The sequence below is a fragment of the Streptomyces glaucus genome (genome assembly GCF_039533365.1).
Lineage (GTDB): Bacteria > Actinomycetota > Actinomycetes > Streptomycetales > Streptomycetaceae > Streptomyces > Streptomyces glaucus.
Genome location: NZ_BAAATK010000015.1, coordinates 23,145 through 47,031, shown reverse-complemented (window position 1 = coordinate 47,031; position 23,887 = coordinate 23,145). Strand labels below are relative to the sequence as shown.

General features: G+C 73.7%; 21 protein-coding genes. 10 read left to right on the top strand and 11 right to left on the bottom strand.

The genetic code is table 11. From position 1 onward, the window contains the following. On the bottom strand, nt 1–540 hold the full coding sequence (locus ABD363_RS13785; RefSeq protein ID WP_344603073.1) for a phosphatase PAP2 family protein: 540 nt from the start codon (nt 538–540) through the stop codon (nt 1–3). An 80-nt stretch (nt 541–620) separates the two neighbouring features. Then, nucleotides 621–1,859, bottom strand: a complete 1,239-nt coding sequence (locus ABD363_RS13780; protein WP_344603071.1) for an MFS transporter — start codon at nt 1,857–1,859, stop codon at nt 621–623. 74 nt (nt 1,860–1,933) lie between these two features. Here ABD363_RS13780 and ABD363_RS13775 point away from each other — a divergent pair, with 74 nt between their 5' ends. Together ABD363_RS13775 and ABD363_RS13770 are read left to right on the top strand one after the other, a co-directional pair. Beyond that, complete coding sequence (locus tag ABD363_RS13775; protein WP_344603069.1) at nt 1,934–2,980, top strand: winged helix-turn-helix domain-containing protein; 1,047 nt, start codon at nt 1,934–1,936, stop codon at nt 2,978–2,980. Nucleotides 2,981–3,093: 113 nt separating this feature from the next. Further along, nucleotides 3,094–3,603, top strand: coding sequence for a glutathione peroxidase (locus tag ABD363_RS13770; RefSeq protein ID WP_344603067.1), 510 nt, complete (start codon nt 3,094–3,096; stop codon nt 3,601–3,603). Between the two features lie 603 nt (nt 3,604–4,206). Here the strand turns inward: ABD363_RS13770 and ABD363_RS13765 are convergent. From ABD363_RS13765 to ABD363_RS13755, 3 genes are all read right to left on the bottom strand, one after another. Further along, nucleotides 4,207–4,398 carry a DUF397 domain-containing protein gene (locus ABD363_RS13765; protein ID WP_344603065.1) on the bottom strand — a complete coding sequence of 64 codons (192 nt, stop codon included), beginning with the start codon at nt 4,396–4,398 and terminating at the stop codon, nt 4,207–4,209. A gap of 247 nt (nt 4,399–4,645) precedes the next feature. Beyond that, complete coding sequence (locus ABD363_RS13760; RefSeq protein WP_344603064.1) at nt 4,646–5,503, bottom strand: helix-turn-helix domain-containing protein; 858 nt, start codon at nt 5,501–5,503, stop codon at nt 4,646–4,648. Nucleotides 5,504–5,850: 347 nt separating this feature from the next. After that, nucleotides 5,851–6,606 carry a GOLPH3/VPS74 family protein gene (locus ABD363_RS13755; protein ID WP_344603062.1) on the bottom strand — a complete coding sequence of 252 codons (756 nt, stop codon included), beginning with the start codon at nt 6,604–6,606 and terminating at the stop codon, nt 5,851–5,853. 229 nt (nt 6,607–6,835) lie between these two features. Between ABD363_RS13755 and ABD363_RS13750 the strand changes: the two genes are divergently transcribed. From ABD363_RS13750 to ABD363_RS13740, 3 genes are all read left to right on the top strand, one after another. Continuing rightward, the gene (locus ABD363_RS13750; RefSeq protein WP_344603060.1) at nt 6,836–9,382 is read left to right on the top strand and encodes a D-alanyl-D-alanine carboxypeptidase; all 2,547 of its coding nucleotides are present in this window, start codon (nt 6,836–6,838) and stop codon (nt 9,380–9,382) included. A 241-nt stretch (nt 9,383–9,623) separates the two neighbouring features. Then, nucleotides 9,624–11,609 (top strand): MFS transporter, encoded by a 1,986-nt coding sequence (locus tag ABD363_RS13745; protein WP_344603059.1) that lies wholly within the window; start codon nt 9,624–9,626, stop codon nt 11,607–11,609. Between the two features lie 222 nt (nt 11,610–11,831). Further along, a complete protein-coding gene (locus ABD363_RS13740) occupies nt 11,832–13,403 on the top strand; it encodes a sodium:solute symporter family protein (RefSeq protein ID WP_344603057.1) in 1,572 nt (523 codons plus the stop codon). A 123-nt stretch (nt 13,404–13,526) separates the two neighbouring features. Here the strand turns inward: ABD363_RS13740 and ABD363_RS13735 are convergent, their stop codons facing one another. From ABD363_RS13735 to ABD363_RS13725, 3 genes are all read right to left on the bottom strand, one after another. Then, on the bottom strand, nt 13,527–14,642 hold the full coding sequence (locus ABD363_RS13735) for an ADP-ribosylglycohydrolase family protein (RefSeq protein ID WP_344603055.1): 1,116 nt from the start codon (nt 14,640–14,642) through the stop codon (nt 13,527–13,529). A gap of 265 nt (nt 14,643–14,907) precedes the next feature. Next, complete coding sequence (locus tag ABD363_RS13730) at nt 14,908–15,201, bottom strand: hypothetical protein (RefSeq protein ID WP_425577984.1); 294 nt, start codon at nt 15,199–15,201, stop codon at nt 14,908–14,910. Nucleotides 15,202–15,427: 226 nt separating this feature from the next. Continuing rightward, nucleotides 15,428–15,862 carry an ATP-binding protein gene (locus ABD363_RS13725; RefSeq protein WP_344603053.1) on the bottom strand — a complete coding sequence of 145 codons (435 nt, stop codon included), beginning with the start codon at nt 15,860–15,862 and terminating at the stop codon, nt 15,428–15,430. Nucleotides 15,863–15,972: 110 nt separating this feature from the next. Between ABD363_RS13725 and ABD363_RS13720 the strand changes: the two genes are divergently transcribed. The 4 genes from ABD363_RS13720 (at nt 15,973) to ABD363_RS13705 (ending at nt 17,944) form a co-directional block, all read left to right on the top strand. After that, the gene (locus ABD363_RS13720; protein WP_344603051.1) at nt 15,973–16,785 is read left to right on the top strand and encodes a helix-turn-helix domain-containing protein; all 813 of its coding nucleotides are present in this window, start codon (nt 15,973–15,975) and stop codon (nt 16,783–16,785) included. Then, nucleotides 16,782–16,970 (top strand): DUF397 domain-containing protein, encoded by a 189-nt coding sequence (locus tag ABD363_RS13715; protein ID WP_344603049.1) that lies wholly within the window; start codon nt 16,782–16,784, stop codon nt 16,968–16,970. Before ABD363_RS13720 ends, ABD363_RS13715 begins: the two co-directional genes overlap by 4 nt. A 190-nt stretch (nt 16,971–17,160) precedes the next feature. Further along, on the top strand, nt 17,161–17,292 hold the full coding sequence (locus ABD363_RS13710; RefSeq protein ID WP_344603047.1) for a hypothetical protein: 132 nt from the start codon (nt 17,161–17,163) through the stop codon (nt 17,290–17,292). Between the two features lie 133 nt (nt 17,293–17,425). Then, nucleotides 17,426–17,944, top strand: a complete 519-nt coding sequence (locus ABD363_RS13705; RefSeq protein WP_344603045.1) for a DUF2165 domain-containing protein — start codon at nt 17,426–17,428, stop codon at nt 17,942–17,944. On the opposite strand, the gene ABD363_RS13700 is transcribed toward ABD363_RS13705, so the two are convergent. Together ABD363_RS13700 and ABD363_RS13695 are read right to left on the bottom strand one after the other, a co-directional pair. After that, entirely contained in the window at nt 17,937–18,500 is a 564-nt protein-coding gene (locus ABD363_RS13700) for a hypothetical protein (RefSeq protein WP_344603043.1), read from the bottom strand. The two genes, ABD363_RS13705 and ABD363_RS13700, sit on opposite strands and share 8 nt — an antisense overlap. A 67-nt stretch (nt 18,501–18,567) precedes the next feature. Continuing rightward, a complete protein-coding gene (locus ABD363_RS13695) occupies nt 18,568–21,153 on the bottom strand; it encodes a bifunctional FO biosynthesis protein CofGH (RefSeq protein WP_344603041.1) in 2,586 nt (861 codons plus the stop codon). 255 nt (nt 21,154–21,408) lie between these two features. Between ABD363_RS13695 and ABD363_RS13690 the strand changes: the two genes are divergently transcribed. After that, the gene (locus ABD363_RS13690) at nt 21,409–22,932 is read left to right on the top strand and encodes a CehA/McbA family metallohydrolase (RefSeq protein ID WP_344603039.1); all 1,524 of its coding nucleotides are present in this window, start codon (nt 21,409–21,411) and stop codon (nt 22,930–22,932) included. 91 nt (nt 22,933–23,023) lie between these two features. Here ABD363_RS13690 and ABD363_RS13685 read toward each other — a convergent pair whose 3' ends face one another. Next, nucleotides 23,024–23,842, bottom strand: coding sequence for an endonuclease/exonuclease/phosphatase family protein (locus ABD363_RS13685; protein ID WP_344603037.1), 819 nt, complete (start codon nt 23,840–23,842; stop codon nt 23,024–23,026). Nucleotides 23,843–23,887 lie beyond the last annotated feature (45 nt).

The window sequence follows — 23,887 nt, the reverse complement described above, 5'->3', positions numbered from 1 at the left end:
TCACCCGGGAAAGGCGCGGGCACGGCGCCGCCACAGCCGCTGCCGCAGCCACAGGCGAGGAGCGCGCCGGACCAGCCAGGCACCGGCCAGGCCCACGGCGGCGCCGGTGACGACGTCGCTGGGATGGTGGGCGCCGCTCTGCACCCGCTCGACGGCCACCATCGCCGCCGGTACGGCGCAGACGCCGCCGGCCTGCGGCCAGGACCGCGCGACCGCCGCGGTGAAGGCCACCGCGGCGGCGGTGTGCCCGGACGGGAAGGAGGAGGAGTCGGGACGGTCGTCGACCCCGTCGTGGGGGATCCACTCCCGGGGCGGCCGGGGGCGGTCGGTGAGCTGCTTGCCCAGGCCGTTGGCCAGCAGTTGCGCCACCGCGACGGCGGCCAGCCCGGTGACCGCGGCCTTCCGGCCGCGCCGCCCCCCGAACCAGGCCATCGCCGCCGCCGCGCCGCACCACAGCTTGGTGCCCTGCGCCGCCTCCTCCACTGCCGACAGCACCCTGCCGACATCGTCCGGAACCCGGGAGGCCACTCGGGTGGTCACCGCCCGATCAACATCACGCACTCTCGTCGACAACCGCACGAACCGCAGGTATCCCGCGCCCCACCACCCCACACCCGGACTCACACCCTCCGGCGCGCGCCCCGGGCGGCCCCTCGAGCGCCACCGGCCCGCCACGCCCCGGCCGCCGCCGTACGCCGCCGCGCGTACCGCCGGTCCGCTGCCGCCAGTGCCGTCGTCACCCCCGCCGATCCGAGCGCCATCACCGTCATCGCCGTCGCTGGTGACGTCAGTTGGGCCACCGTGCCCGCCGCGGCCGCGGCCACGCCCTGCAGGGTGATCATGCCCGCGGAGTGCAGTCCGAGGGTGTGGCCGGAGAGTTCGGCGGGTGTCAGGGACATCAGGCGTTCCTGCTGGACGAGGCTCGCGCCGAAGCCGGTGGACGCCACCGTGACGAGGACCGCGGCCAGCGGCAGCGGCGGGTGCAGGGCGAAGAACACGTACGGCGTCGCCAGCAGCAGGAGCAGCGGTGTGCCCAGGCGTGGGCGCAGCCGGGCCGGGACCAGGCGGCCCACCGCGACGTCCCCGGCGAGCATCCCGGCCGCGGCGCAGGCGAACAGCGTGCCGGCGGCCTCGGGGGCGTAGGAGACGTAGAGCGCCTCGCAGCCGACGACGAGGCCGTTGGGGATCCACAGGGCCAGGTAGACGCGGCGGCGGGGCGGGGACGACCAGAGCAGGGCGTTCGTGCGCCAGGTCGCCGCGACGGAGGGGCGGTCGGAGGCGCGCGGTGGGCGGCGGGTGAGGCCGAGGCGGTGGACGGCCGCCGCCGCGCCGTACAGGGCCGCCGCGAGCAGCAGGCACCGGCGCGGGGTCAGGGCCGCCACCAGGACGCCGCCCGTGGCGTAGCCGGCGACCTGCATGACCCCGCTCATGATGTTGAAGACGGAACGGCCCAGGAGGTAGCCGTCCGCGGGGAGGATCTCGTTCAGCAGTCCCCAGCGGACGCCGCCGCCGAGCGAGGCGGTCAGGCCCTGGGCGAGGAGGACGGCGAAGGCCGCCCACAGCGGCAGGCCGGGCAGGGCGAGCAGCGCCGTGGTGCCGGCGAAGGCGAGGGCGATGCCCGTCGTCGTGGCCCGTGGGGGGAGGCGGTCGGCGCCCGAGAGGAGGAGGGCCGCACCGAGCGCCTGCGCGAGCGAGGGGCCGAACATGCTCAGCGCGGACAGCAGCGGCGAGTCGGTCGCCCGGTACACCAGTGTGCCCAGGGCCAGGCCGCCGACCGTCTGTGCCACGGTCTGGGCGGCCGAGGCGAGGAAGAGCGGGGTGAACTCGGGGGTGCGGAACAGGTGGCGGTAACTGCGCATGCGCCGGAGTCTGTGGCGGCCCGGGAGCGGGCCGTTAGTGTTTCGCGCGGGCGCGAAAGGTCTTCGGGGGGTCCATGGGCTGGTGGCAGGTCAGCGCCGACACGCTCGCGCGCAGCCGGTTCGTGCTCTCGCCGTTCGCCGAGACCTTCGCCTGTCTGAAGCTGCTGCACGCGGGTGTGGCCGCGCATCCCGGGGAGCGGGCCTGGCTGGAGGCCCATCTGCCCGGCTACCGGCGCCGGCTGGCCGCCGACCCGGTGACGGCGCTGCTGGTGCGCTGCGGACTCGGCCGGGACTGGATCGCCGACTTCCTCACCCCCACTCCGCGCGCCGCCCGGGAGACCTTCGAGGAGGAGGTCGCGCGGGTCCGCGCGGCCTGCCCCGACCGGGCCCGCGCCCATCTCACCGTCTCCCTGGCCGGGCCGCTCCCCGCCGAGCTGGACCGCGACGACCTGCCCGAGCGGGCCGCCGCGCTCCTGGAGTACGTCTGGGCCGAGGCCGTACGGCCCACCTGGCCCCGGCGCCGCCGCGTCCTGGAGGCGGACGTCGTCGCGCGGGCCACGCGGGTGAGCCGGGACGGCTGGGCGGCCGTGCTGGACGCGCTGCGGCCGGGCACGCGCTGGCTCGGCGGGAACCGGTTCCAGGTCAACCGGCACGCGTATCCGCCGCGCGAGATCTCCGGCGCCGAGCTGGCCTTCGTCCCGGTCACCCCGCAGCGGCACGGCTGGGTGTCGTGGGAGGGGGACGAGCGGTACGCGGTCGTCTACCCGTGCGCCGGCGTGCTCGCCGACGACGGGGCCCGGCCCGTCCCGGCGAGCCTGGGCGCGCTGCTCGGCGCGGCGCGCGCACGCGTGCTGGTGCTGCTCGCCTCCCCCATAAGCACCAGTCAGCTGGTCGCGGTGACCGGTCAGGGGCTCGGTTCGGTCGGCCGCCATCTGCGGGTGCTGCTGGACGCCGGGCTGGTGGAGCGGCGGCGCGCCGGACGGTCGGTGCTGTACTCGCGGACGGCGGCCGGGGAGGTGCTCGTACGGGCCGCGGCCGGGGGCGGGGGCGGGACGTCCGTACGGGCCGCGGGCGCGGGCGAGGGCGAGGCGACCGCAGATGGGGCCGCGGGCGGCCGGTGAGGTGCTCGTACGGGCCGCGGGCCGGGCGCGGCGACCGTACGGGCCGGGCCTCGGGGCGGCTCGTCCTGCGGCCCGGGCACGGGAGCGCCGGGTCGCGGGGCTAGCATCCGCGCATGACGACTGCAGAGAACACCGGTTCCTCTCCCCTCGACGTCGAGATCGGCTCCCTCCAGGGCGGTCCGGCGGACCTCGGCCGGTACGCGGGCAAGGTCGTGCTCGTCGTGAACGTGGCCTCCAAGTGCGGGCTGACCCCGCAGTACGCCGGTCTGGAGCGGCTGCACGAGCGGTACGCGGAGCGCGGTTTCACCGTGCTCGGCGTGCCCTGCAACCAGTTCCTCGGGCAGGAGCCCGGCAGCGCCGAGGAGATCGCGGAGTTCTGCTCGGCGACGTACGGCGTGACCTTCCCGATGACCGAGAAGATCGAGGTCAACGGGGCGGGGCGGCATCCGCTGTACGAGCGTCTGGTCGGGTTCGCGGACGCGGAGGGGCACAGCGGGGACATCCGCTGGAACTTCGAGAAGTTCCTGATCGGCCGGGACGGGGCCGTGGTGGCGCGGTTCTCGCCGCAGACCGAGCCGGAGGCGCCCGAGGTCGTGGCCGCCGTCGAGGGCGCGCTCGCCTAGGCGGGCGTCGGCCTCGCCCCCCAGGGGGCGGAACGTCCTCGGCACCGGGCGGAACGGGCCGTCCGGTGCCGGGGCGCCGTCGGGGTCGACGGCCTGCGCGCCGTCGGGGCGTCCGCCGCACGGGCCCGGATTCCGGCCACGGCGCTGCAGCGGTACGACCGGCTCGGACGCCGGCCCGGCGCGGGCCGAGGAGCCGGCGGCGGGGGCGCGGGCCGAGCACGGGCAACCCCGGCGGACGGCGGCGCGGGCGTGGGCCCAGGACGGGCGGATCTGGCGGACGGCGGCGGGTGGGGTCGGCCGGTGGTCGGCTCATCCGCGGATCAGCGGGGCGCGGGAGCCTGTCGGCGGGGTGCGGGCGCGTTCGGGGCGGTGGAGGAGCGGGTCGCCGCTCGGAGGTCGACGCCGAGCGGATCGTGCGGGGAGGTGCACTGCGCGGATCGGGCGGATCGGGCGGAGTGCGCGGCGGCCGGGGGTGGAGGACCCGGTGCGCGGCGGGGATTTCCGGTGGGGCGGCCGGGGTGGTGGCCGAGCCCTCTCGGCTAGGACGGCGAACTGGTCGAGAGGGCTCCGCGGTGTCGCTTGTCGCTGTTTGCCGAGGGGTCGTCAGGCCTTGACCGAGGTAACGAAGGCCTTCCACGCGGCGGCGGGGAAGGCCAGGGTCGGACCCTCGGGAACCTTGGAGTCGCGGACGACCAGTGCCGTCACGGCGGGGGACTTGACCTCGACGCACGCGCCGTTGCCTCCCGAGTAGGAGGACTTCGTCCAGGTTTCCGTGGCGCCCTGAAGAATTGCCATGTTTGCTCCGGTGGCGAGTTGCTGAATTGCTGTCGTCGCGCCACGGATCCCTGTCCGGGACCGCGGTGCGGAGTGCGCCAAGGTCGTCTGACTCGTTGGCGCAATCGACGCTACTCGCTGATTTCCTCCACCGGAGCAGCCATTCACTCGACCGGATGCCATATTCCAGACGAGCCTTCCAGCGTGATGATCCGCGGGTGTACCATCCCGCGCCGGCCGCTGGAAAAGCCGGGGAATCGGCGGTGTCTCAGCGCGCGTATTCCTTCGCCACGTCCTCGATGAGCTGGCGCGACTGGTCCACGTTCAGGGCCTGTGCCCGCAGGTGCTCGTACATCACCGTGTACTTCTGCACGTCGTGCGCCTTCTCCAGGTAGAGGTCGCTGGTCACGCCCTCGATGTACACCACGCTCGAATCGGCCGCGTCGGCGAACTCCAGGATGGAGTACTGGCCGTTGATGCCGGGGTGCGCCCCGACGTCGAAGGGCAGCACCTGCACGGTGATGTGCGGCAGCTGCGACATCTCGGCGACGTGCTCCAACTGCTCGCGCATCACCTGGCGGCTGCCCACCACCCGGCGCAGCGCGGCCTCGTCCAGGACCACCCACAGCCGCAGCGGACCGGTTTCGGCGGTGATGCGTTCCTGCCGCCGTATCCGCACCTGGACCCGCTTCTCGATGTCGGCGGGCGGGGTCTCCGGCAGGGCCCCCTGGATGAGCGCCTCGGCGTACGGGCGGGTCTGCAGCAGGCCGGTGATGATCTGGGGTTCGTAGACCCGCAGCGACTCCGCGTCCGTCTCCAGGCCGATGTACACGCTGTACGGGATGTCCCCGAAGGCGTGCCACCAGCCCTGCTGGCGGGAGTCCTTGGCCATCTGCATCAGCGACTCGACGATCCGCTGGTCCTCGACCTCGTAGACCCCGCACAGGTCGCGGACGTCACGCTGGCTGATGCTGCGCCGGCCGTTCTCCAGACGGCTGATCTTCGACTGCGACACCAGCAGTCGCTCCGCCACCTCCTCGGCGGTCATGCCCTTGAGCTCGCGGAGCCTGCGCAGCTCCTGGCCCAGCCGGCGCCGCCTGACGGTGGGATTGACGTTGGACGCCACGGGACGTGCACCTCCGGCTGCGTGCCTCGAACTTGCCGCTTTGCGTATCTGCTGTTCAGCAGACTGCCACCAAGGGGCTTGCTACCGCTGGAAAATGAGCGACAAGCGCCGCGTACACGCCAGTTCGGGGCCCCCGCGCATACGGCCGCGCGGGGCGGCGGACCGAGTCGTCGTCCGGACGTACGGTCGCGTCGCCCCGCGCGGACCAGCGGCTCCCGTACCGGGTCCCGGGGACTTGCGGTGCGGCTCTCTGCCGTGCGCTGGTGGTGCGTGGGGGTGGTGCTGTGGTGGTGCTGTGGTGCCGGGGGCGGCGCCCTGCCGCGGGTCGCGGCTCAGTGGGCCGCGGCTCAGTGGGCCACGGCACGCGCCATGGATCCGCGGCGCGGCTGCATCGGAACGCCGCGTGCGGGTTCCGCCGCGGGCCCGGCCCCGCCGGCGGCCGGCCGGCCGGCCGAGGCCGAACCGCGGCGCGGCTGGGCCGCCGCGCCGTTCTGGACGTCCATCACGGCGTGCGCCACGAGGCCGCCCATCGGGTCGTGCCGGATCAGGTCCCGTAGCCGGGAACGCGACGAGCGGCCCTCGTTGCCCGGATACAGGTGCTTGCCGAGGCCGACCGCGTGCGCCAGCGCGGCGAGCGCCGCCGTCCGCGGGTCCGGCGGTACGCCGGTGCGGATCGCGGAATCCAGCCGGGCCCTGATCTCCCGGCTGATGGCGTTGTCCGTCGCCTGGTAGCGAGTCGTCGGCAGCACCCCGCACATCTGGCCTTCCACGGCGTGCACCATGCCGCACCGCTCCAGATGCGAGAGGTAGGTCTGGCGGAGCCCGAGACGGGGCCCGCCGATCCAGTGGACGGCCCGTACCGGAGCGCCGCGCCTGCGCAGCAGCTCCAACGCGCTGTCCAGAGTTGGATCTCCTGTCGGCCGTGGCACCACCACGGCGATACGATCCCCGTCTGGGGCTATCCGTCCGGCCAGCGCCAGCTCCACTAGCTGCGCTCCGGCCAGACCGAGGTCGAGCGACTGCGGCTGCGCAGTGGTACCCGTGGCCGGGTCCAGTGCCAGCAGCAGAAGCTCCTCCGGAAGTGTTCTGCGGCTCCTGCCCATCCATGCCTCCCCGCGTGGATGAATGACAGGGTGACCCCTCTCACATTGGTCTGTCGAGGGCACGTGACCTGTTTGTGAGGGAACCGGCAGGTATGTCGTTCTCGTCTACCGCCTCGGTCAGGTCCGCACACAGGACACTGGTACATGGTTCGGACAGCGCGGTGGAGCTGTTGTCCGGGCGGGCGGTACACCGTTCGGGTTCGGTAGGCGCACGCGGTGCGTGCGGCGCATGGAGGAGGCATCGGTGGCGGGCGAGTCCCCCGACAGTTCGAAGCAGCGCGAGTCGTCGGCACAACCGACGTCGGGGAGCGCGGGTCCGGTTCCCGAGGCGAGGACCGAGGAGAGCGGTACGGCGGAGCGGCGCGACCCGCGGCTGGCGGTGGCCCGGGAGACGGCGACCACGGCGCACGGGGGCGTCGACACGGCCACCCGGGTGCTGTCGGTGCGTGAAGTGGCCCCGGAGGCCGGGGAGGACGAGGACACGCGGGACGCCGGGACGAACGGGGGCGTAGAGGACGCGGGTTCCGGTTCCGGGCAGGCGGAGGGCTCCGGTTCCCCCGGCTCGAAGGCGCCCGAGGCGCCCGGCGGCCGCGAGGAGACCGCCCGGGGCGGCGAGAAGGCCGCTGAGGCCGCGCAGGAGGCCCGGCAGGCCCGGGACGGCGGGGCGGAGGGCTCTGAGGACGTCACGGGCCGTACGGGCCGCACGGAGGCCGAGAACGGCGACGCGGCCGCGGACGAGGCGGCCGCGGGCGACGCGGCCGCGGGCGACGCGGCCGACGAGGCCGCGCCCGGGGCCGACGCCGCCCGGAAGGCCGACGCCGCCCGGAAGGCCGGCGAGTCCGGCAGGAGCGGCGCCGGCTCGGGGACCCGGGCGGACGACACGCCCGGAGCCGGGGACGACGACCGGGACGGCTCGCACGACACGCCCGAGCGGGGTGGCGCACCCGAGCCGGACGACACGCCCGAGCCGGACGACGCGCCCGGGACCGGAGCCGGAGCGGACGGCGAGGACGGCGACGGGGGCCCCGCGGCGAAGTCCTCCGGCGCGTCCGGGGCCGACGAGACGGCCGTCGACCAGCCGACCACCGTCTTCAAGGCCGTACGGCCTTCCGGTTCCGGCGTCGACCAGCCCACCACCATGCTCAAGGTGGGTGGCGCGGCCGGGAACGCGGGCAGGACCTCCGGCGGGAAGCCCGCCGGTGGCGCCGCCGAGGACGCCCGCAAGGCCCCCGCCGAGGGCACCGGCAAAACCCCCGGGAAGCCCGCGGAGAAGGCCCCCGGGAAGACGGCCGGGCAGGAGGCCGGGAAGACGGCCGAGCAGGAGGCCGAGCGGACCAGCAGGTTCGTCGCGCTCAAGCCGCTCGACGACCCCTCGACGCGGAGGCCGAGGCCGGGCGATGCCACCACGGCGCCGTCCGCGGTGCCCCCGGCGGACGCCACCGCGCCCGTGCCGCAGGTCGGGCCGGAGCGCACCACGCAGCAGCCGTTGCCGCCGAAGCCGCCGCTGGACCTGCTGGCCGAGCTGACGAACACTCCGCCGCCCCCGCCCACCCCGCTGCGGACGCTGGCGCGGCGGGTCAAGATCTGGACGCCGCTGGTCCTGCTGCTGCTGATCGTCTTCGCGGTCGTACAGACCGTGCGTCCGCTGCCGGAGCCCACGCTCCAGCTCACCGCCGACTCCACCTACACCTTCGAGGGCGGCGCGGTCGACATCCCGTGGCCGTCCGACGGGCAGGCCGCGCTGGATGTGCAGGGCATCGGTTCGTTCGGCTCGTCGGGTGCGCAGAAGCCCGTGCCGATCGCCAGTGTCGCCAAGGTCATGACGGCCTATCTGATCCTGCGGGACCACCCGCTGAAGAGCGGCGCCGAGGGCCCGAAGATCAAGATCGACCAGGCCGCCGAGGACCAGTCGGACGCCGGGCAGGAGTCGACCGTCAACGTGTTCGCCGGCGACTCGATCACCCAGCGGGAGGCGCTGGAGGGCATCCTGATCGCGTCCGCGAACAACGTGGCGCGGCTGCTGGCCCGTTGGGACGCGGGGTCCGAGAAGGCGTTCGTGCAGAAGATGAACGACGCCGCCGAGGACCTCGGCATGACCAACACGACGTACACCGACCCGTCGGGGCTGAACAACACGACGGTGAGCACGGCCGTGGACCAGGTGAAGCTGGCCAAGGCGGCGATGGAGCAGCCCGTGTTCCGCGAGGTCGCCGCGATGATGTCGTACGTCGACTACAAGGGCGAGCCGCACGACAACTGGAACCGTCTGGTCGGCTCCAACGACGTCGTCGGCATCAAGACCGGCACCACCACCTCGGCGCTCGGCAACCTCGTCTTCGCCGCGAAGAAGGAGATCGGCGGCGAGACGCGCCGGATCGTCGGCGCCGTGGTGCGGCAGCCGGAGGGCGGCGCGGACAACACCATCCTCGGCGGCGCGCTGGACGCGGGCGACAAGCTGATCCGCGCCGCGCAGGACGCGCTCGCCACGGCGACGATCCTGAAGAAGGGCGACGTGGTCGGCTACGTCGACGACGGCCTCGGCAACCACACGCCGGTCGTCGCCGCCGAGGACGTCACGGCCGTCGGCTGGGCCGGACTGAAGGTCGAGCTGACGTTCGCCGCGGACGATCTGCCGCACACGGCCGGGGCCGGCACCAAGGTGGGCACCCTGACCGTGGGCGACGGCGGCGACAGCGGCGCGGTGCGGGTCCCGGTCGCCCTGCAGAGGGATCTGGCCGAACCGGGCTGGACGGACAAGCTGACCCGTCTGGGCTGACCGGAAGCCGGCGGGAAACGGTACGGCGGCCGTCGCCCCCGAGGGGGCGGCGGCCGCCGCGTGTCCGGGCGGGGCCCGGCTCCGGGCCGCCGGGTCGGCCGGAACCGGGCACGGCGGGGCCCGTCCCGCGTGCTAGCGTCCCGGACCGGGACAGGTCGCCGGTCGCACGGACGCGGCTGTGAACCGCACGGGAACGGGATGCGGCCGAGAACGGAATGCGGGACACGGGGAGTGCCTTCAGGTGGCCACTGCGGAACCGACACGCGCCGACGACGCCGATCCGGGCCCGGTGAGCGGCCCGCGAATACAGCCGCGCGTCCCGCGCGCCGCCGACCACGACGCCATGAGCCGCGTCCCCCTGCGCACCGGCGGCCCGGACCGGGACCGCACCACCGGCGGCCCGGACCACGACCACGACCACGACGCGCCGGACCGCTCCCCCGGCCGCGACGCGGATCGCGGCCGTCCCGCGCCGGCCGCCCCGGCCTCCCGTGCCAGGGCCGCTCTCCTGGGCCTCCGGGACCGTCTCCTGCGCCATCCGGTGCTCACCGTCACCGGGCTCGCCGGGGCGCTGCACGTGGTCTGGTTCTTCACGTTCGCCAACAGCGGCGGCGATCTCGCGGCGCAGGACGCCTGGGCGGAGTTCGTCGGCCGGCACCCCGACTCGGCGTACAACCTGGCCTGGTACGGCGGGATGCACCCGGTGTCGTACAGCGTGGTGTCGCCGTATCTGATGTCGGTGCTCGGGGTCCGTACGACGATGATGATCGCGGGCACGCTGTCGGCCGGGCTGCTGACGCTGATCCTGACGCGCAGCCGGGGGGCCGTCGAGCGGCCGATGCGGCCCGCGCTGGCCGGCGTGTACGCGCTGTTCTGCAACGCCGTGTCGGGGCGGGTGACGTTCGGGCTCGGCACCGTGTTCGCGCTGGGCGCGGTCGCCGTCGTGTTCTGCTGGCCGTACCGGTGGCGGTACCGGCGCTGGGCGAAGGCGCTGTGCGCGGCGCCGCTGGCCGCGCTGGCCACCATGGCGTCGCCGGTGGCGGGTCTGTTCGTCGGCCTGGTGGCCGTGGCCCTGTTCCTGCAGAAGCGCCTTCCGGGCGCCTGGGCGCTGGGGCTCGCCCCGGCGGCCGTGGTGGCGGTGTCGGCGTGGCTGTTCCCGTTCTCGGGGACGCAGCCGATGACGTTCGCCTCGGCGATCCTGCCGCTGGCGTACTCGGTGCTCGTCCTCCTGCTCGTGCCCCGCGCGTGGCGGACGGTCCGGCTCACGGCCGCCGTGTACGGGCTGGGCGTGGTGCTGGTGTGGCTGATCAGCTCGCAGATCGGCTCGAACATCACCCGGCTGGCGATGCTGTTCGCCGGGGTGGCGCTGGCGGCCGCGCTGCCGTTCGCGGTGCCGCGCTCGCGCAGGTGGTACGCGATCGTCGTCGCCTTCGCCGGCTTCACCGTCTGGATCGGTTACAAGTCGGTCGACGACGTCGTGCACACCACGCCCGCCGCCGCCTGGGCGCGCGAGCTGGCGCCCCTGGTCAACGAACTGCAGGAGGTCGGCGCGGAGAAGGGCCGGGTGGAGGTGGTCCCGGCCCGCTCCCACCGCGAGGCCTCGGCGCTCGCCCCGTACGTCAACCTGGCCCGCGGCTGGAACCGCCAGGCCGACATGGAGCGCAACCCGCTCTTCTACGACGGCACCCTCAACTCGGCCAACTACCACGAGTGGCTGCGGCGCTGGGCGGTGCACTTCGTGGTGGTGCCGAAGGACGATCCGGACGGGGACGGCGCCGAGCGGGAGCGGGAGCTGGTGCAGCGGGGCCTGCCGTACCTGAAGCAGGTCTGGGGCGACGCGAACTGGCAGCTGTTCAAGGTGACCGACCCCACCCCGCTGGCCGGGCCGCACGCGGTCGTGCAGCGGGCCGAACAGGGCGGGATGACGCTCGACGTGCGGCGGGCGGGCCGCGTCCTCGTCCGCATCCCGTACTCGCCGTGGCTGAGCGTCGTCGACGCGGAGGGCCGGAGTCTGGAGGCCCCGCGGGAGACGGAGGCCTCCCGGAACCGTCCCGACGGCTCCCCGAAGACGTACGAGAACGTCAACGGCTGCCTGATGCCGGCGGAGGAGGACGAGCACGGCGACCGGTGGACGGAGCTGCTCGCGCCGAGGCCCGGCACCTACCGGCTGGCGGCGCCCTACCAGCTGCCGCGCGGGACGCCGTGCCCGGAGGAACTGAGGAACTGAGGAACTCAGGAGCTGAGGAGTCGAGTCGGGCGGCCGGGCCCGCCGGTCCGCGCCGGGGTCCGGCACCACGCCGAACCCCCCTTCTTCGGTTCAGACTCGTGAACGCAAGTCATCAAGTGGAACTATTTTACTTCCCCTTGACCTGACGTGCGCTTGTCGTGCCCGCTTCACCGCACCCACGATGAGCGAGCCGTTCACAAGGCGGACCCTGGAAGGGGGCACATGAACAGTCTCGACTGGGCCGTGCTCATCGGCTACTTCGCCGTGATGGTCGCCATCGGCGTCTGGTCGCACAAGCGCGTGGACAACGTCAGCGACTTCTTCACGGCCGGCGGCAAGATGCCCTGGTGGCTCTCCGGCATCTCGCACCACATGTCGGGCTACAGCGCGGTGATGTTCACCGGGTACGCGGGCATCGCCTACACCTACGGTGTCACCTCCTTCGTCACCTGGTCCTTCCCGATCGCGCTGGGCATCGCCATCGGGTCGAAGCTGTTCGCGCCGCGCATCAACCGGCTGCGCTCCCGGCTCCGTGTGGCCTCCCCGCTGGAGTACCTGAAGAACCGTTACGACCTGAAGACCCAGCAGGCGCTCGCCTGGTCCGGGATGCTGCTGAAGATCGTGGACGTGGGCGCCAAGTGGGCGGCGATCGCCACGCTGCTGTCCGTCTTCACCGGCATCTCGCTCAACCAGGGCATCCTCATCACCGGCACCATCACCGCCGTCTACTGCACCATCGGCGGCCTGTGGGCGGACGCCCTGACCGAACTCGGCCAGTTCGTCATCCAGTTGCTGGCCGGCGTCGCCATGTTCCTCGCCGTCGTGGTGCGGCTCGACGACCACGGCGGCTTCTTCGGCGTGTGGGACCAGCCGGAGCTGCACGGCCACGAGAAACCCCTGGTCGGCCCGTACGGCACGGTGTTCCTGCTGGCCTTCCTGTTCATCAAGCTCTTCGAGTACAACGGCGGCATGCTCAACCAGGCCCAGCGCTACATGGCCACGCCCACCGCGAAGGAGGCCGAGCGCTCGGCGCGGCTGTCGGCGGTGCTGTGGCTGGTCTGGCCGCTGGTGCTGTTCTTCCCGATGTGGATGTCGCCGCTGCTGGTGGAGTCGCAGAAGCCGGACGGCTCGGACTCGTACGCCCTGATGACCGAGCAGCTCCTGCCGCACGGCCTGCTGGGCCTGGTCATCGTCGGCTTCTTCTCCCACACGATGGCCATGTGCTCCTCCGACGCCAACGCCATCGCGGCCGTGTTCACCCGCGACTGCATGCCGGTGGTGTGGGCCCGGGCGCGGACGTGGAGCGAGGGCCAGGGCCTGCGCGTGGCGCGGATCGCCACCGTCGTCTTCCTCGGCCTGTCCATGGCGGCGGCGACCCAGGTCAACTCCCCCGCCTTCAAGGACATCATCACGGTCGTCATCAAGTGGGTGGCCGGGCTGATGGGCCCGATGGCGATCCCGATGATGCTGGGCCTGCTGCGCCCGTTCCGCCGCTCCGGCCCGACGGCGGCGCTGGTGAGCTGGTCGATGGGTCTGCTCACCTTCTGGCTGGTCAACTACCCGATCAGCTGGAACGTCGACGGCGGCGTCCCGCTCCAGTACCAGGTGTCGATCCCGCTGGCGGTGTCGCTGGTCCTCTACGTCCTCATCGGCTACCTGAAGCCGGAGGACACCCCGGAGCGGCTGGCGATCATCGAGCAGGTCAACACGGACGGGGACGGCGCCGCCGCGGCGGCGGTCCCGTCGCCGGCCGGCGGACGGGAGAACCCGGTGGGGACCCGGGCGAAGGACTGAGACAGCCGGCGCGAACCGGAACCGCCGACGAGGACGACGGGCCGGAACGGCCATGGCGGTTCCCGGGCCCGGGCCCCTGCCGTGGTCACGGTCACGGTCCCGGAGCCCCGGCCGGGCGCGGGCTCAGCCCCGGGGATACCGGGCGAGCCACCCCGGCGAGGCTCCCGACGGGCCGTGCAGGGCCGGTCCCTGGGTCATCTCCATGGCGAAGTCGTCGGCCAGTTCCAGGATCGTGGGGCGGCCCTCCAGTTCGACCACCCAGGCGGGCGGGAGGGCCGTCTCGCCGTGCAGCGCGCCGAGGAGGCCGCCGGTCAGCGCGCCCGCCACGGCGGAGGGCCCGTCCTGGTTGACGGCCAGGCACAGCCCGTGCCGGACGTCCTCGCCGACGAGGGCGCAGTACACGGCGGTGGCCACCAGCGCCTCCGCCGTCCCCTCCCCCGTCAGCCGGGCCACCCGCTCCGGTGTCGGCGCCCCCTGCCGCACGGCGCCGAGCGCGTGCCGCAGCGCCTCGGACACCGGCTCGTGCCCCGGTCGGGAGGCCAGCAGGGCGAGCGCCCGCCGCACCGCGCCGTCGAGGTCGTCGCCGCGGGCCAGCGCGTGCACGATCACGGCGTACGCGCCCGCCGCGAGGCAGGCGACGGGGTGGCCGTGGGTCTGCGCCGCGCACTCCACGGCGAGCTGGGCGACCAGGTGCGGGTCCCAGCCGACCAGCAGTCCGAAGGGCGCGGAGCGGGCGGCGGCCTCGGGCCCGGGCTCGGCGGGGTTCTTGGGCGCGCCCGGGGTGCCCATGGTGTCGTCGCCGAGTCCGAGCAGCAGGGCGCGGGTGGGGCCGCGCCGGGCGTACAGCCACTCCTCGCGGGCGAGCCAGCCGTCCTCCTCGCGCCGCTCGTCCGGGCCCCAGTCCCGCTGGGTGGCGGCCCAGCGCCGGTACGCCCGGTGCAGGTCGGTCGGCGGGTGCCAGGCGCCGGTGTCGCGCCGCACCTGGGCGCGGATCAGCCCGTCCGTGGAGAACAGGGTGAGCTGCGTGAGGTGGGTGACGGCACCGCGCCTGCCGTACGCGGGGGCCAGGTCGAGCAGCCCCTCACCGCCGTACGCCGCCCGGATCCCCCCGAGGTCCAGCCCGTTCACGGGTGCCCCCAGCGCGTCCCCGACGGCCACCCCGAGCAGGGTCCCGCGCACCCGGCTGCGGAAGTCCTGCTGCTCGGTACGCCCCCAGACGGCACCAGCGGTCGCACTCACCTAGTCCTCCCCGGGGGAACCGTCCGTCCGTACGACGCCCAGCACTGTAATCGAACGAGGACGGGGGGTCAGGGGGCGCAAGTGAACGCGGGGTGTGACTGGTGTGATCGTGGCCGGCCGGTCACCGGCCGGACGAGGTACGGGATTCCGGGAGCAGCCGGTCACGGTCCCGCCTCCGCCCCACGGCCCGCCGGGGCCGGGAACCGGCCGGGCGCGGCCCGGGCGGCCGCGTCCCGCGGCGCGTCCGGGGCCGGTGCGGGCGCTCCTAGGCGGACGCCAGGTACCCGTGCGCCTCCAGTTCCCGCAGGGCGTCGGCGATCAGGTCCTCCCCCTCGGGGAACCTCGCGGCCAGCGCCTCGACCTCGATCGGGGTGCCGGCGGGCAGCGACTGGATGTGGACCGCGAGGCCGATCGCCGCCAGGGACAGCTCCGGGTGCTGGAGGAGGTCGTTCGCGACCACGATGAAATCGCCGCGCAGGGGTTCGCCGACGTGCTCGACGCCGCCGTCGGAGCGGCCGGACGAGGTGTGCTGGAACACGTCGAGGTGCTGGTCGGTCATAGGGGAGGTCTCGTCTTCCTCGCTGATCGGGCCTCCCGCCGGGATGCCGGTCCGGATCCGGCGGGGCCGATGTACGGGCACGGTTGCCGTGGCCGACGCTCCCCCACGGAACGCCTCGCCCGCCAGCCGGGTCGGCGATGTTCACCCTTGCGGGTGGTCGGCGGGGGCAGTGAAGCGGTCCCCGCCTTTCCCGGCCCTTCGGTCCTCGGCGCGGCGCCGCACCGGGTCACGGGTCCGCGCGGTCCGGTGCCAGCTCGGCCCACACGGTCTTGCACCCGGCGGCCGCCGCGTCGACGCCCCACCGGTCCGCGTACGCCGCCACCAGCAGCAGGCCCCGGCCCGACTCCGCGTCCGGCGCCGCCGGGCCGGGGACGCGCGGCATCCGGTCGCCCCGGGCGTCGGTGACCTCGATGCGGAGGGTGCCGTCGGGGCGCAGCTCGAGACCGAGCCGGAAGTCCCGTCCCGGTACGCGCCCGTGGAGCACGGCGTTCGACGCCAGTTCGGCCACGACCTGCGCGGCGGACCCGAACGGGTCGCCCCAGTCGTCGAGTTGGCGTTCGGTGAGCAGCCGGGCGAGTCGAGCACCCCTTCGGGTCGCGGACAACCGAACCGTGAAGTGGCGGGCGGGGCGGGTGATCCGGGGGAGGGATTTCTGGCTCATGTCACCCAGCGTGGCCATCCGTCCCTACCCTGAACAGCAACGACCCTGGTACGGAGCGTGACTGTTCGGTCGCGCGCCGGGATCGTACGGCTCCGTCGGGAGGGGAAGACGTGGAGGACGAGGAGGCCGCGGCCGTCGTCAGGACGGTCGCACGGCAGATCAAGCTGTGGCGCGAGGCCGCCGGACTGAAGCAGGCGGAACTCGGCGCGGCGATCGGGTACGGCGAGGACATGGTCTCGTCCGTGGAACGGGGCAGGCGGATCCCCAAACCGGAGTTCCTGGACAAGGCCGACGAGGTGCTGGGGGCGGGCGGGAAGCTGTCCGCGATGAAGGAGGACGTGGAGAAGGCCCGGTATCCGAAGAGCGTCCGGGACCTGACGAAATTGGAGGAAGAAGCCGTCGAGATGGGGGCCTACGCCGCTCTCACCGTTCACGGCCTGTTGCAGACACCGGAGTACGCACAGGCGTTGTATGAGATGCGGCTGCCCGCATACACGGAGGACGAGATCGAGCGCCTTGTCGCCGCACGCATGGCACGGGCGGCAGTCTTCGAGCGCACACCCCGACCGTTGGTCACGTTTGTCCAAGAAGAGGCGACACTGCGGAGGCCCGTCGGGGGCAGAATGGTGCTGCGCCGGCAGCTTCAACGCCTTTTGGAAATCAGCGAGTTGCGGCACGTCGAGATCCAAGTCATGCCAACGAGCCGAGAGGACCACGCAGGCATGATGGGCTCGTTCCGGCTCCTGAAGCTCAGGGACGGCAAGACACTGGGGCACTCCGTGGGCCAGTTGCACGACCGAGTGATTACTGATCCTCGACAAGCCCAGATCTTGGAGATGCGCTATGGAATGATCCGGGCGCAGGCTCTCACACCCCGTGAATCACGGGCCTTCATCGAAAAAGTGTTGGGAGAAGTGACATGACCTCCGCGCTGACGTGGTTCAAGAGCAGCTACAGCGGCAACGACGACGCCGACTGCGTCGAAGTCGCCATATCCCCCGCCCGCACCACCGTCCACGTCCGCGACTCCAAGGACAGGAACGGCGCACGGCTCGCCTTCACCGGCGGCGCATGGACAGAATTTCTCGGATTCGCGGCACGGCGCTGAACGCCGCTCGCGGACATCGCGGAGGGCGTCCCGCCCGGCAGAGGGGTCCGGTCAGCCGTGACCCACAGCGTGAAGCGGCCGTGGGCGTCGCTCCCCTCGGTCTCCCCGTGGGCCCGTCACCTGTCGACGGACGAACCGAAGCGGTTCTCAGCCGAACTGCTCGACGCCACGCAGGACGTGGACCAACCGGATGCCCATGCCCGCCTTCACCGAGTCGTCGTCGAACGGCGCGACGGCACGCATCCTCGCCGACCCCGAACTGGCCGCGCGGCTCACCCGCCAGTTGCCGGGCGGGGACCACGGTGAGGTGACCGCGCCGTGAGCTCGACGTGGTCAACGACGCCGGACCGACACCAACGGGCGCGGCCGGCGCCTACGGCGTGCGATGAACCGAGGCCTCATCTCTGGCTCAATACATACGGGCAATATCCAGCCATGCCGGGAAGACTCCCGGCATGGCCACCACCGCACGCGCGTCCCGCGCCCTCCCCCTGACCGCGACCCTCCTCACCGCGTCCGTCGCCCTCTACATGGCGCTCGTCGCCCTCGGGAACATCACGGACTTCGGCACCAACCAGCAGTTCGTCCGGCATGTGCTGGCCATGGACACCACGTTCAGGGACGAGGACCTGATGTGGCGGGCGATCACGAACGAGGGTCTGCAGGACGCCGCCTATGTCGCGATCATCGTGTGGGAGACCGTCGCCGCGCTGGTGCTCGGGTACGGGACGTGGCTGTGGGCCCGGCGGGATCAGCCGCGGGCCCGCCGCTTCTCCACCTACGGCCTGCTCATGGTGATGCTGCTGTTCGGCGCCGGGTTCATCGCGATCGGCGGGGAGTGGTTCGCGATGTGGCAGTCGGAGGACTGGAACGGGCTGGACGCGGCGACGCGGGTGTTCGTGTTCAGCGGGGTCGTGCTGCTCGTGAACCATCTGCCGTCCGGGGCGAGCGAGCAGGCCGGCGACGCTACTTGACGACCGCCACCGTCGTCCCCGCCGTGCCGAACGTCCACAGCGCCGCCCCGTCCGCCTTGCGCATCCGTATGCCGCCGGTCCGGGCGCCCGCGGCGGGCGGCGGGGGCGACGCGCCGTCCACCGCGTTGGAGAAGGCGATCGAGACGCCGGACTTGGCGGTGAAGTAGACGATGTGCTCGATCTGCACGCCGTCGCTGCCGGTCGTGGCCTCGTTGCGGGTGCCGACCGTGTAGGTGCCCGGGTCCGGGCTGACCGTGCCGGGCCACACCGGGAAGGTGCGGCGCGGGGCGTCGCTGGCGTCTATCAGCCACACCCGCTTCTGCCCGAGGGAGTAGACGATGCGCCGCCCGGTGCCGGAACCGTCCGGTACCCGCACCGGGGCGGACGCGGCGGGGCTGGGCCTCGCGCTCGCGCTCGGGGACGGCGAGGCGCTCGGCCGGGCCGTCGCGGCGGCGGGGCGCGGCCCCTGGTCCGCCTGGACGGCAAGGACGGCCACCGCCGCAACCGCTCCCACGGTCAGACCGGTCACCCAGGCCCACGAGGGAATCACGGGCACGCATCTCCTCAGCTACAGACCCCCCTCACCGTGGGGTCCGATCATCGTACTGTGCGTCCTCCGCCGGTCAGTCCAGCACCGGCAGCAGTTCCGGCAGGTGCCCGTCCGACGCCGCCGCCGCCCGCTGCCGCTCCTCGGGCACCTCCCCGTACAACGTGGTGCGCGGGCGCGCCGGGCGGCCGGCGGCCTCGGCCACCGCCACCAGGTCCCGGACCGACTTGTACGAGCCGTACGAGGAGCCCGCCATCCGCGAGATCGTCTCCTCCATCAGCGTGCCGCCCAGGTCGTTCGCGCCGGAGCGGAGCATCTCGGCCGCGCCCTCGGTGCCCAGCTTCACCCAGCTGGTCTGGATGTTGGGGATCCAGGGGTGGAGCAGGAGGCGCGCCATCGCCGTCACCGCGCGGTTGTCCCGCATGGTCGGGCCGGGGCGGGCGATGCCCGCGAGGTAGACGGGGGCGTTGGTGTGGATGAAGGGGAGGGTGACGAACTCCGTGAAGCCGCCCGTGCGCTGCTGGATGCCGGCCAGGGTGCGCAGGTGTCCCAGCCAGTGCCGGGGCTGGTCGACGTGGCCGTACATCATGGTCGAGCTGGACCGGATGCCCAGCTCGTGCGCGGTCTCGATCACCTCGATCCAGGTGGCCGTGGGGAGCTTGCCCTTGGTGAGGACCCAGCGGACCTCGTCGTCGAGGATCTCGGCGGCCGTGCCCGGGATGGAGTCCAGGCCCGCCTCCTTGGCCGCCGTCAGCCACTCGCGGATCGACATGCCGGTGCGGGTCGCGCCGTTGACGACCTCCATCGGGGAGAAGGCGTGCACGTGCATGCCGGGGACGCGTTCCTTGACCGCCTTCGCGATGTCGAAGTACGCGGTGCCCGGCAGGTCCGGGTGGATGCCGCCCTGCATGCACACCTCCACCGCGCCCACTTCCCAGGCCTGCTGGGCGCGGTCCGCGACCTGCTCCAGGGAGAGCGTGTAGGCGTCGGCGTCGGTGCGGCGCTGGGCGAAGGCGCAGAAACGGCAGCCGGTGTAGCAGACGTTGGTGAAGTTGATGTTCCGGGTGACGATGTACGTCACGTCGTCGCCGACCGCCGACCGGCGCACGTCGTCCGCGACACGGCACAGGGCGTCCAGCGCCGGGCCGTCGGCGTGCAGCAGGGCGAGCGCCTCGGCGTCGGTCAGCCTGGTCGGGTCGTCGGCCGCCGTGCGCAGCGCGGAGCGCACGTCGGTGTCGATGCGCTCGGGGACCATGCCGGGCGCCGCGGCCTCGCGCAGGGCGTCCCAGTCGCCGTACACCTCGTCGAAGTCGTCGCGGCGGTCGGCGGTGCGGCCCTCGGTGTCGATGGACGCGTGCAGGTCGGTGCGGCCGGACGCGGTGAACACCTCCTCCGGCTCCTGCCAGGGGCGGCCCTCGACGACGGCGTCCTCGCGGGCGAGCCCGGTGGCCGGGTCGGCCAGGGCCGCCACGTGCGGGCGCAGCCGCGGGTCCAGCCAGGGCTCGCCGCGCCGGACGAACTCCGGGTAGACGCACAGGCGTTCGCGCAGCTCGAAACCGGCCGCCCGGGACCTCTCCGCCAGTTCCTCGATCTGCGGCCAGGGGCGCTCGGGGTTGACGTGGTCGATGGTGAGCGGGGAGACGCCGCCCCAGTCGTCGATGCCGGCGCCGATCAGGCGTTCGTACTCGGCGTCGACGAGGTTGGGCGGGGCCTGGAGGCAGGCCGCCGGGCCCATGATGTGCCGGGCCACGGCCACCGTGGCGACCAGTTCGTCGAGTTCGGCGTCCGGCATGCCGCGCATCGCCGTGTCGGGCTTGGCGCGGAAGTTCTGGATGATCAGTTCCTGGATGCCGTGGTAGGCGCGGGAGACCTTGCGGAGCGCGAACAGGGACTCGGCGCGCTCCTCGTACGTCTCGCCGATGCCGATGAGGATGCCGGAGGTGAAGGGCACGGAGGAGCGGCCGGCGTCCTGGAGGACCCGCAGGCGCACGGCGGGTTCCTTGTCCGGGGAGCCGTGGTGCGGGCCGCCGGGCTCGGACCACAGGCGGGTCGCGGTCGTCTCCAGCATCATGCCCATGCTCGGGGCGACCGGCTTCAGGCGCTGGAAGTCGGTCCAGGTCAGCACGCCCGGGTTGAGGTGGGGCAGCAGGCCCGTCTCCTCCAGGATGCGGATGGAGATCGCCCGGACGTAGGCGATGGTGTCGTCGTAGCCGTGCGCGTCGAGCCACTCGCGCGCCTCGGGCCAGCGGTCCTCGGGCTTGTCGCCGAGGGTGATCAGGGCTTCCTTGCAGCCGAGGGCGGCGCCCTTGCGGGCGATGTCCAGGACCTCGTCCGGCGACATGAACATCCCGTGCCCGGCGCGGCGCAGCCTGCCGGGCACGGTGGCGAACGTGCAGTAGTGGCACTTGTCCCGGCACAGCCGGGTCAGCGGAATGAAGACGCTCTTCGAGTAGGTGATGACGCCGGGGCGGCCCGCCGCCGCCAAGCCGGCGTCCCGCACCCGGGCGGCGGACGCGGCGAGGTCGTCCAGGTGCGCCCCGCGGGCCTGGAGCAGCACCGCCGCCTCGGCCACGTCGAGGGCGACGCCGTCCCGGGCGCGTTTGAGGGCGCGACGCATGGAGTTCTCGGTGGGGCCGGTTCCGGGGGTCGCGGAAGTCGTCATCCTTCGAGGATACGGTCGGGTCGATCACCGCCGGGCCCAGCCCCGGGGGGACGCCGCGCGGGCCGGCCCGGGCGCCACCCGCCGCACCGGCCGGCCGGGACCATCGGCGCGCCGGTCCTTCGCCAACCGCAGATTCCCCTGTCTTGTACGGCGGTTCACCGCCGCGTACGAGAGTGGCACCGCACCATCCCGCACCGCCCCGTACCACCCCGCACCACCCCGCCCTGTCCCGCGACGACCCCTGGGAGCAGCAGCATGTGCGAGGACCACCGCGACGGCGCCGGCCCGGCCAGACGCGCCCTGTTCGTGACGGGCGCCGCGGCCGCCCTTACCTTGGGAAGCGTGACCTTCGCGAACGGCGCCGCCCGGGCCGGCGGCGGCCACGCGACGCGGACCGTGCGCGGCACCCTGCCGCCCGGCTCGCCGGACTTCGTGTACCTGCCGGTCGAGGTCCCCTCCGGCGTCCGGGAGATCAGGGTCTCCTACACCTACGACCGGCCGTCCGTCCCGGCCGGCACCCCCGGCAACGCCCTGGACATCGGCATCTTCGACGAACGCGGCACCGACCTGGGCGGCCGGGGCTTCCGCGGCTGGTCGGGCGGGGCCCGCACGGAGTTCTTCCTGCGCGCGGACGAGGCGACGCCCGGCTACCTCCCGGGCCCGGTGCGCGAGGGCACCTGGCACATCGCGCTCGGCCCGTACACGGTGGCCCCGCAGGGCCTGGCGTACGAGGTCACGATCACCCTGACGTACGGCGAACCCGGCGCGGCCGCGAAGCCGGTGTACCCGCCGGAGCGGGCGAAGGGGCGGGGCCGGGCCTGGTACCGGGGCGACTGCCACCTGCACTCCTGGTTCTCCGACGGCCGCCGCACCCCCGCCGAGATCGGGGCGCTGGCCCGGGCGGCCGGGCTGGACTTCGTCAACACCTCGGAGCACAACACGCACGCGGGGCACGCGCACTGGGCCGACGTGGCCGGCGACGACCTGCTGGTGCTGCTGGGCGAGGAGGTCACCACCCGCAACGGCCACCTGGTGGCGCTCGGCACCGACCCGGGGACCTTCGTCGACTGGCGCTACCGGGCCCGCGACAACCGCTTCGGCCGCTTCGCCCGGCAGATCCGCCGGGCCGGCGGACTCGTCGTCCCCGCCCACCCGCACGCCACCTGCATCGGCTGCAACTGGAAGTTCGGCTTCGGCGAGGCGGACGCCGTCGAGGTGTGGAACGGCCCCTGGACGCCCGACGACGAGGTGGCGCTCGCGGACTGGGACGGCATGCTGGTCGCCGCCGTGCGGGAGGGCCGGGACTGGATCCCGGCGATGGGCAGCAGCGACGCCCACCGCGACCCGGACGCCGTCGGGCACCCGCAGACGGTGGTCCTGGCCGACGACCTGACCCGGCGGGCGATCCAGGAGGGCATCCGGGCGGGACGGTCGTACGTCGCCGAGTCGAAGAACGTGACGCTGGCGTTCACCGCGAGCGGCGGGCGCGGCCGGCACGCGGGCGTCGGGGAGCGGCTGGAGGTGGACCGCGACGACCCGGTCACGGTCCGCCTGGAGGTGTCGGGCGCGCCCCGCTGCACGGTCCGCCTCGTCACCGACCAGGGCGTGCTGTACACGAGTTCCCCGCTGCCGGTGGCCGGGTCGGGCGTGGTCGAGTGGCGGACCACGGCGTCGTACGCGGCCTACGTCCGGGCGGAGGTGCGGCACGAGACGGCGGCGGGGCCGGTGCCGGGGGCCCTGGCCGCCTTCACCAATCCGATCTTCCTGGGCCGCCGCTGACACCCGCCCGGGGCCGGGGGCCGGGGCCGCCGGGGCGCCGCCCGGACCGGCTCGGCCGCTCGGGCCTCCGCCGGGTCAGGCCCCCGCCGGGTCAGGTCTCCGCCAGGTCGGCGACGACCGCGGCGTGGTCGGACGGCCATACGCCGTCCACCGGGCCGTCGCCCGCCCGGCGGACCGCGCGGACGTGGCCGAGGCCGCCGGGGCCGGGCGGCCCCACGTGGATGTAGTCGATCCGCGCGCTCGGCTCGTGCCCGGCCGCGACGTACGGGTTGGCCGCGTCCCAGGTGGCGTCGGGGGCGCCCGGCTCGGCGTACTGCCAGGCGTCGAACAGCACCTGGCCCGGCACGGCGGGCGCCGTCCGGTACCCGCCGAGCAACCGGATCTCGTCGGAGTCCGGCCAGGCGTTGAAGTCCCCGGTGACGACGGGCGGGAAGCCGGTGTCCCCGCGGTGCCGGGCCACGAAGCGGGCGAGGGCGGCGGCCTGGTCGCGGCGGACGGCGGAGGCGTGCAGGGCGGAGGCGAGGTGGGCGGTGAAGAACGGCACCTGGTGGCCGGGGGCGGCCAGCCGGGCGTACAGGGCGAGCCGGCCGTCGTCGAGCTCCCGGGGCGCGGGCAGCCGCAGCACGTCCCGCTCGACGACGGGCCAGCGGCTCAGCACCGCGTTGCCGATGTCCACGGCCGGGTCCCCGATCCGCCGCCGCCACGGCCCGGGCACCGGCGAGGCGGCCCAGGTCCAGTGCATGCCGAGCGCTCCGGCCAGCCACTCCGCGAGGTTCTCCCCGTCGGCGGACCACACCTCCTGCAGGCCGACCACGTCCGGCCCGAGGTCCCGCAGCACGGCGAGGATCGCCTTCTGCCGCGCCTCCCACGGCCCGAACCGCCACCACAGATTCCAGGTCACGATCCGCATGACCGCACCGTCCTCACCGATCCGCTCCCGCACCCATTGAAACAG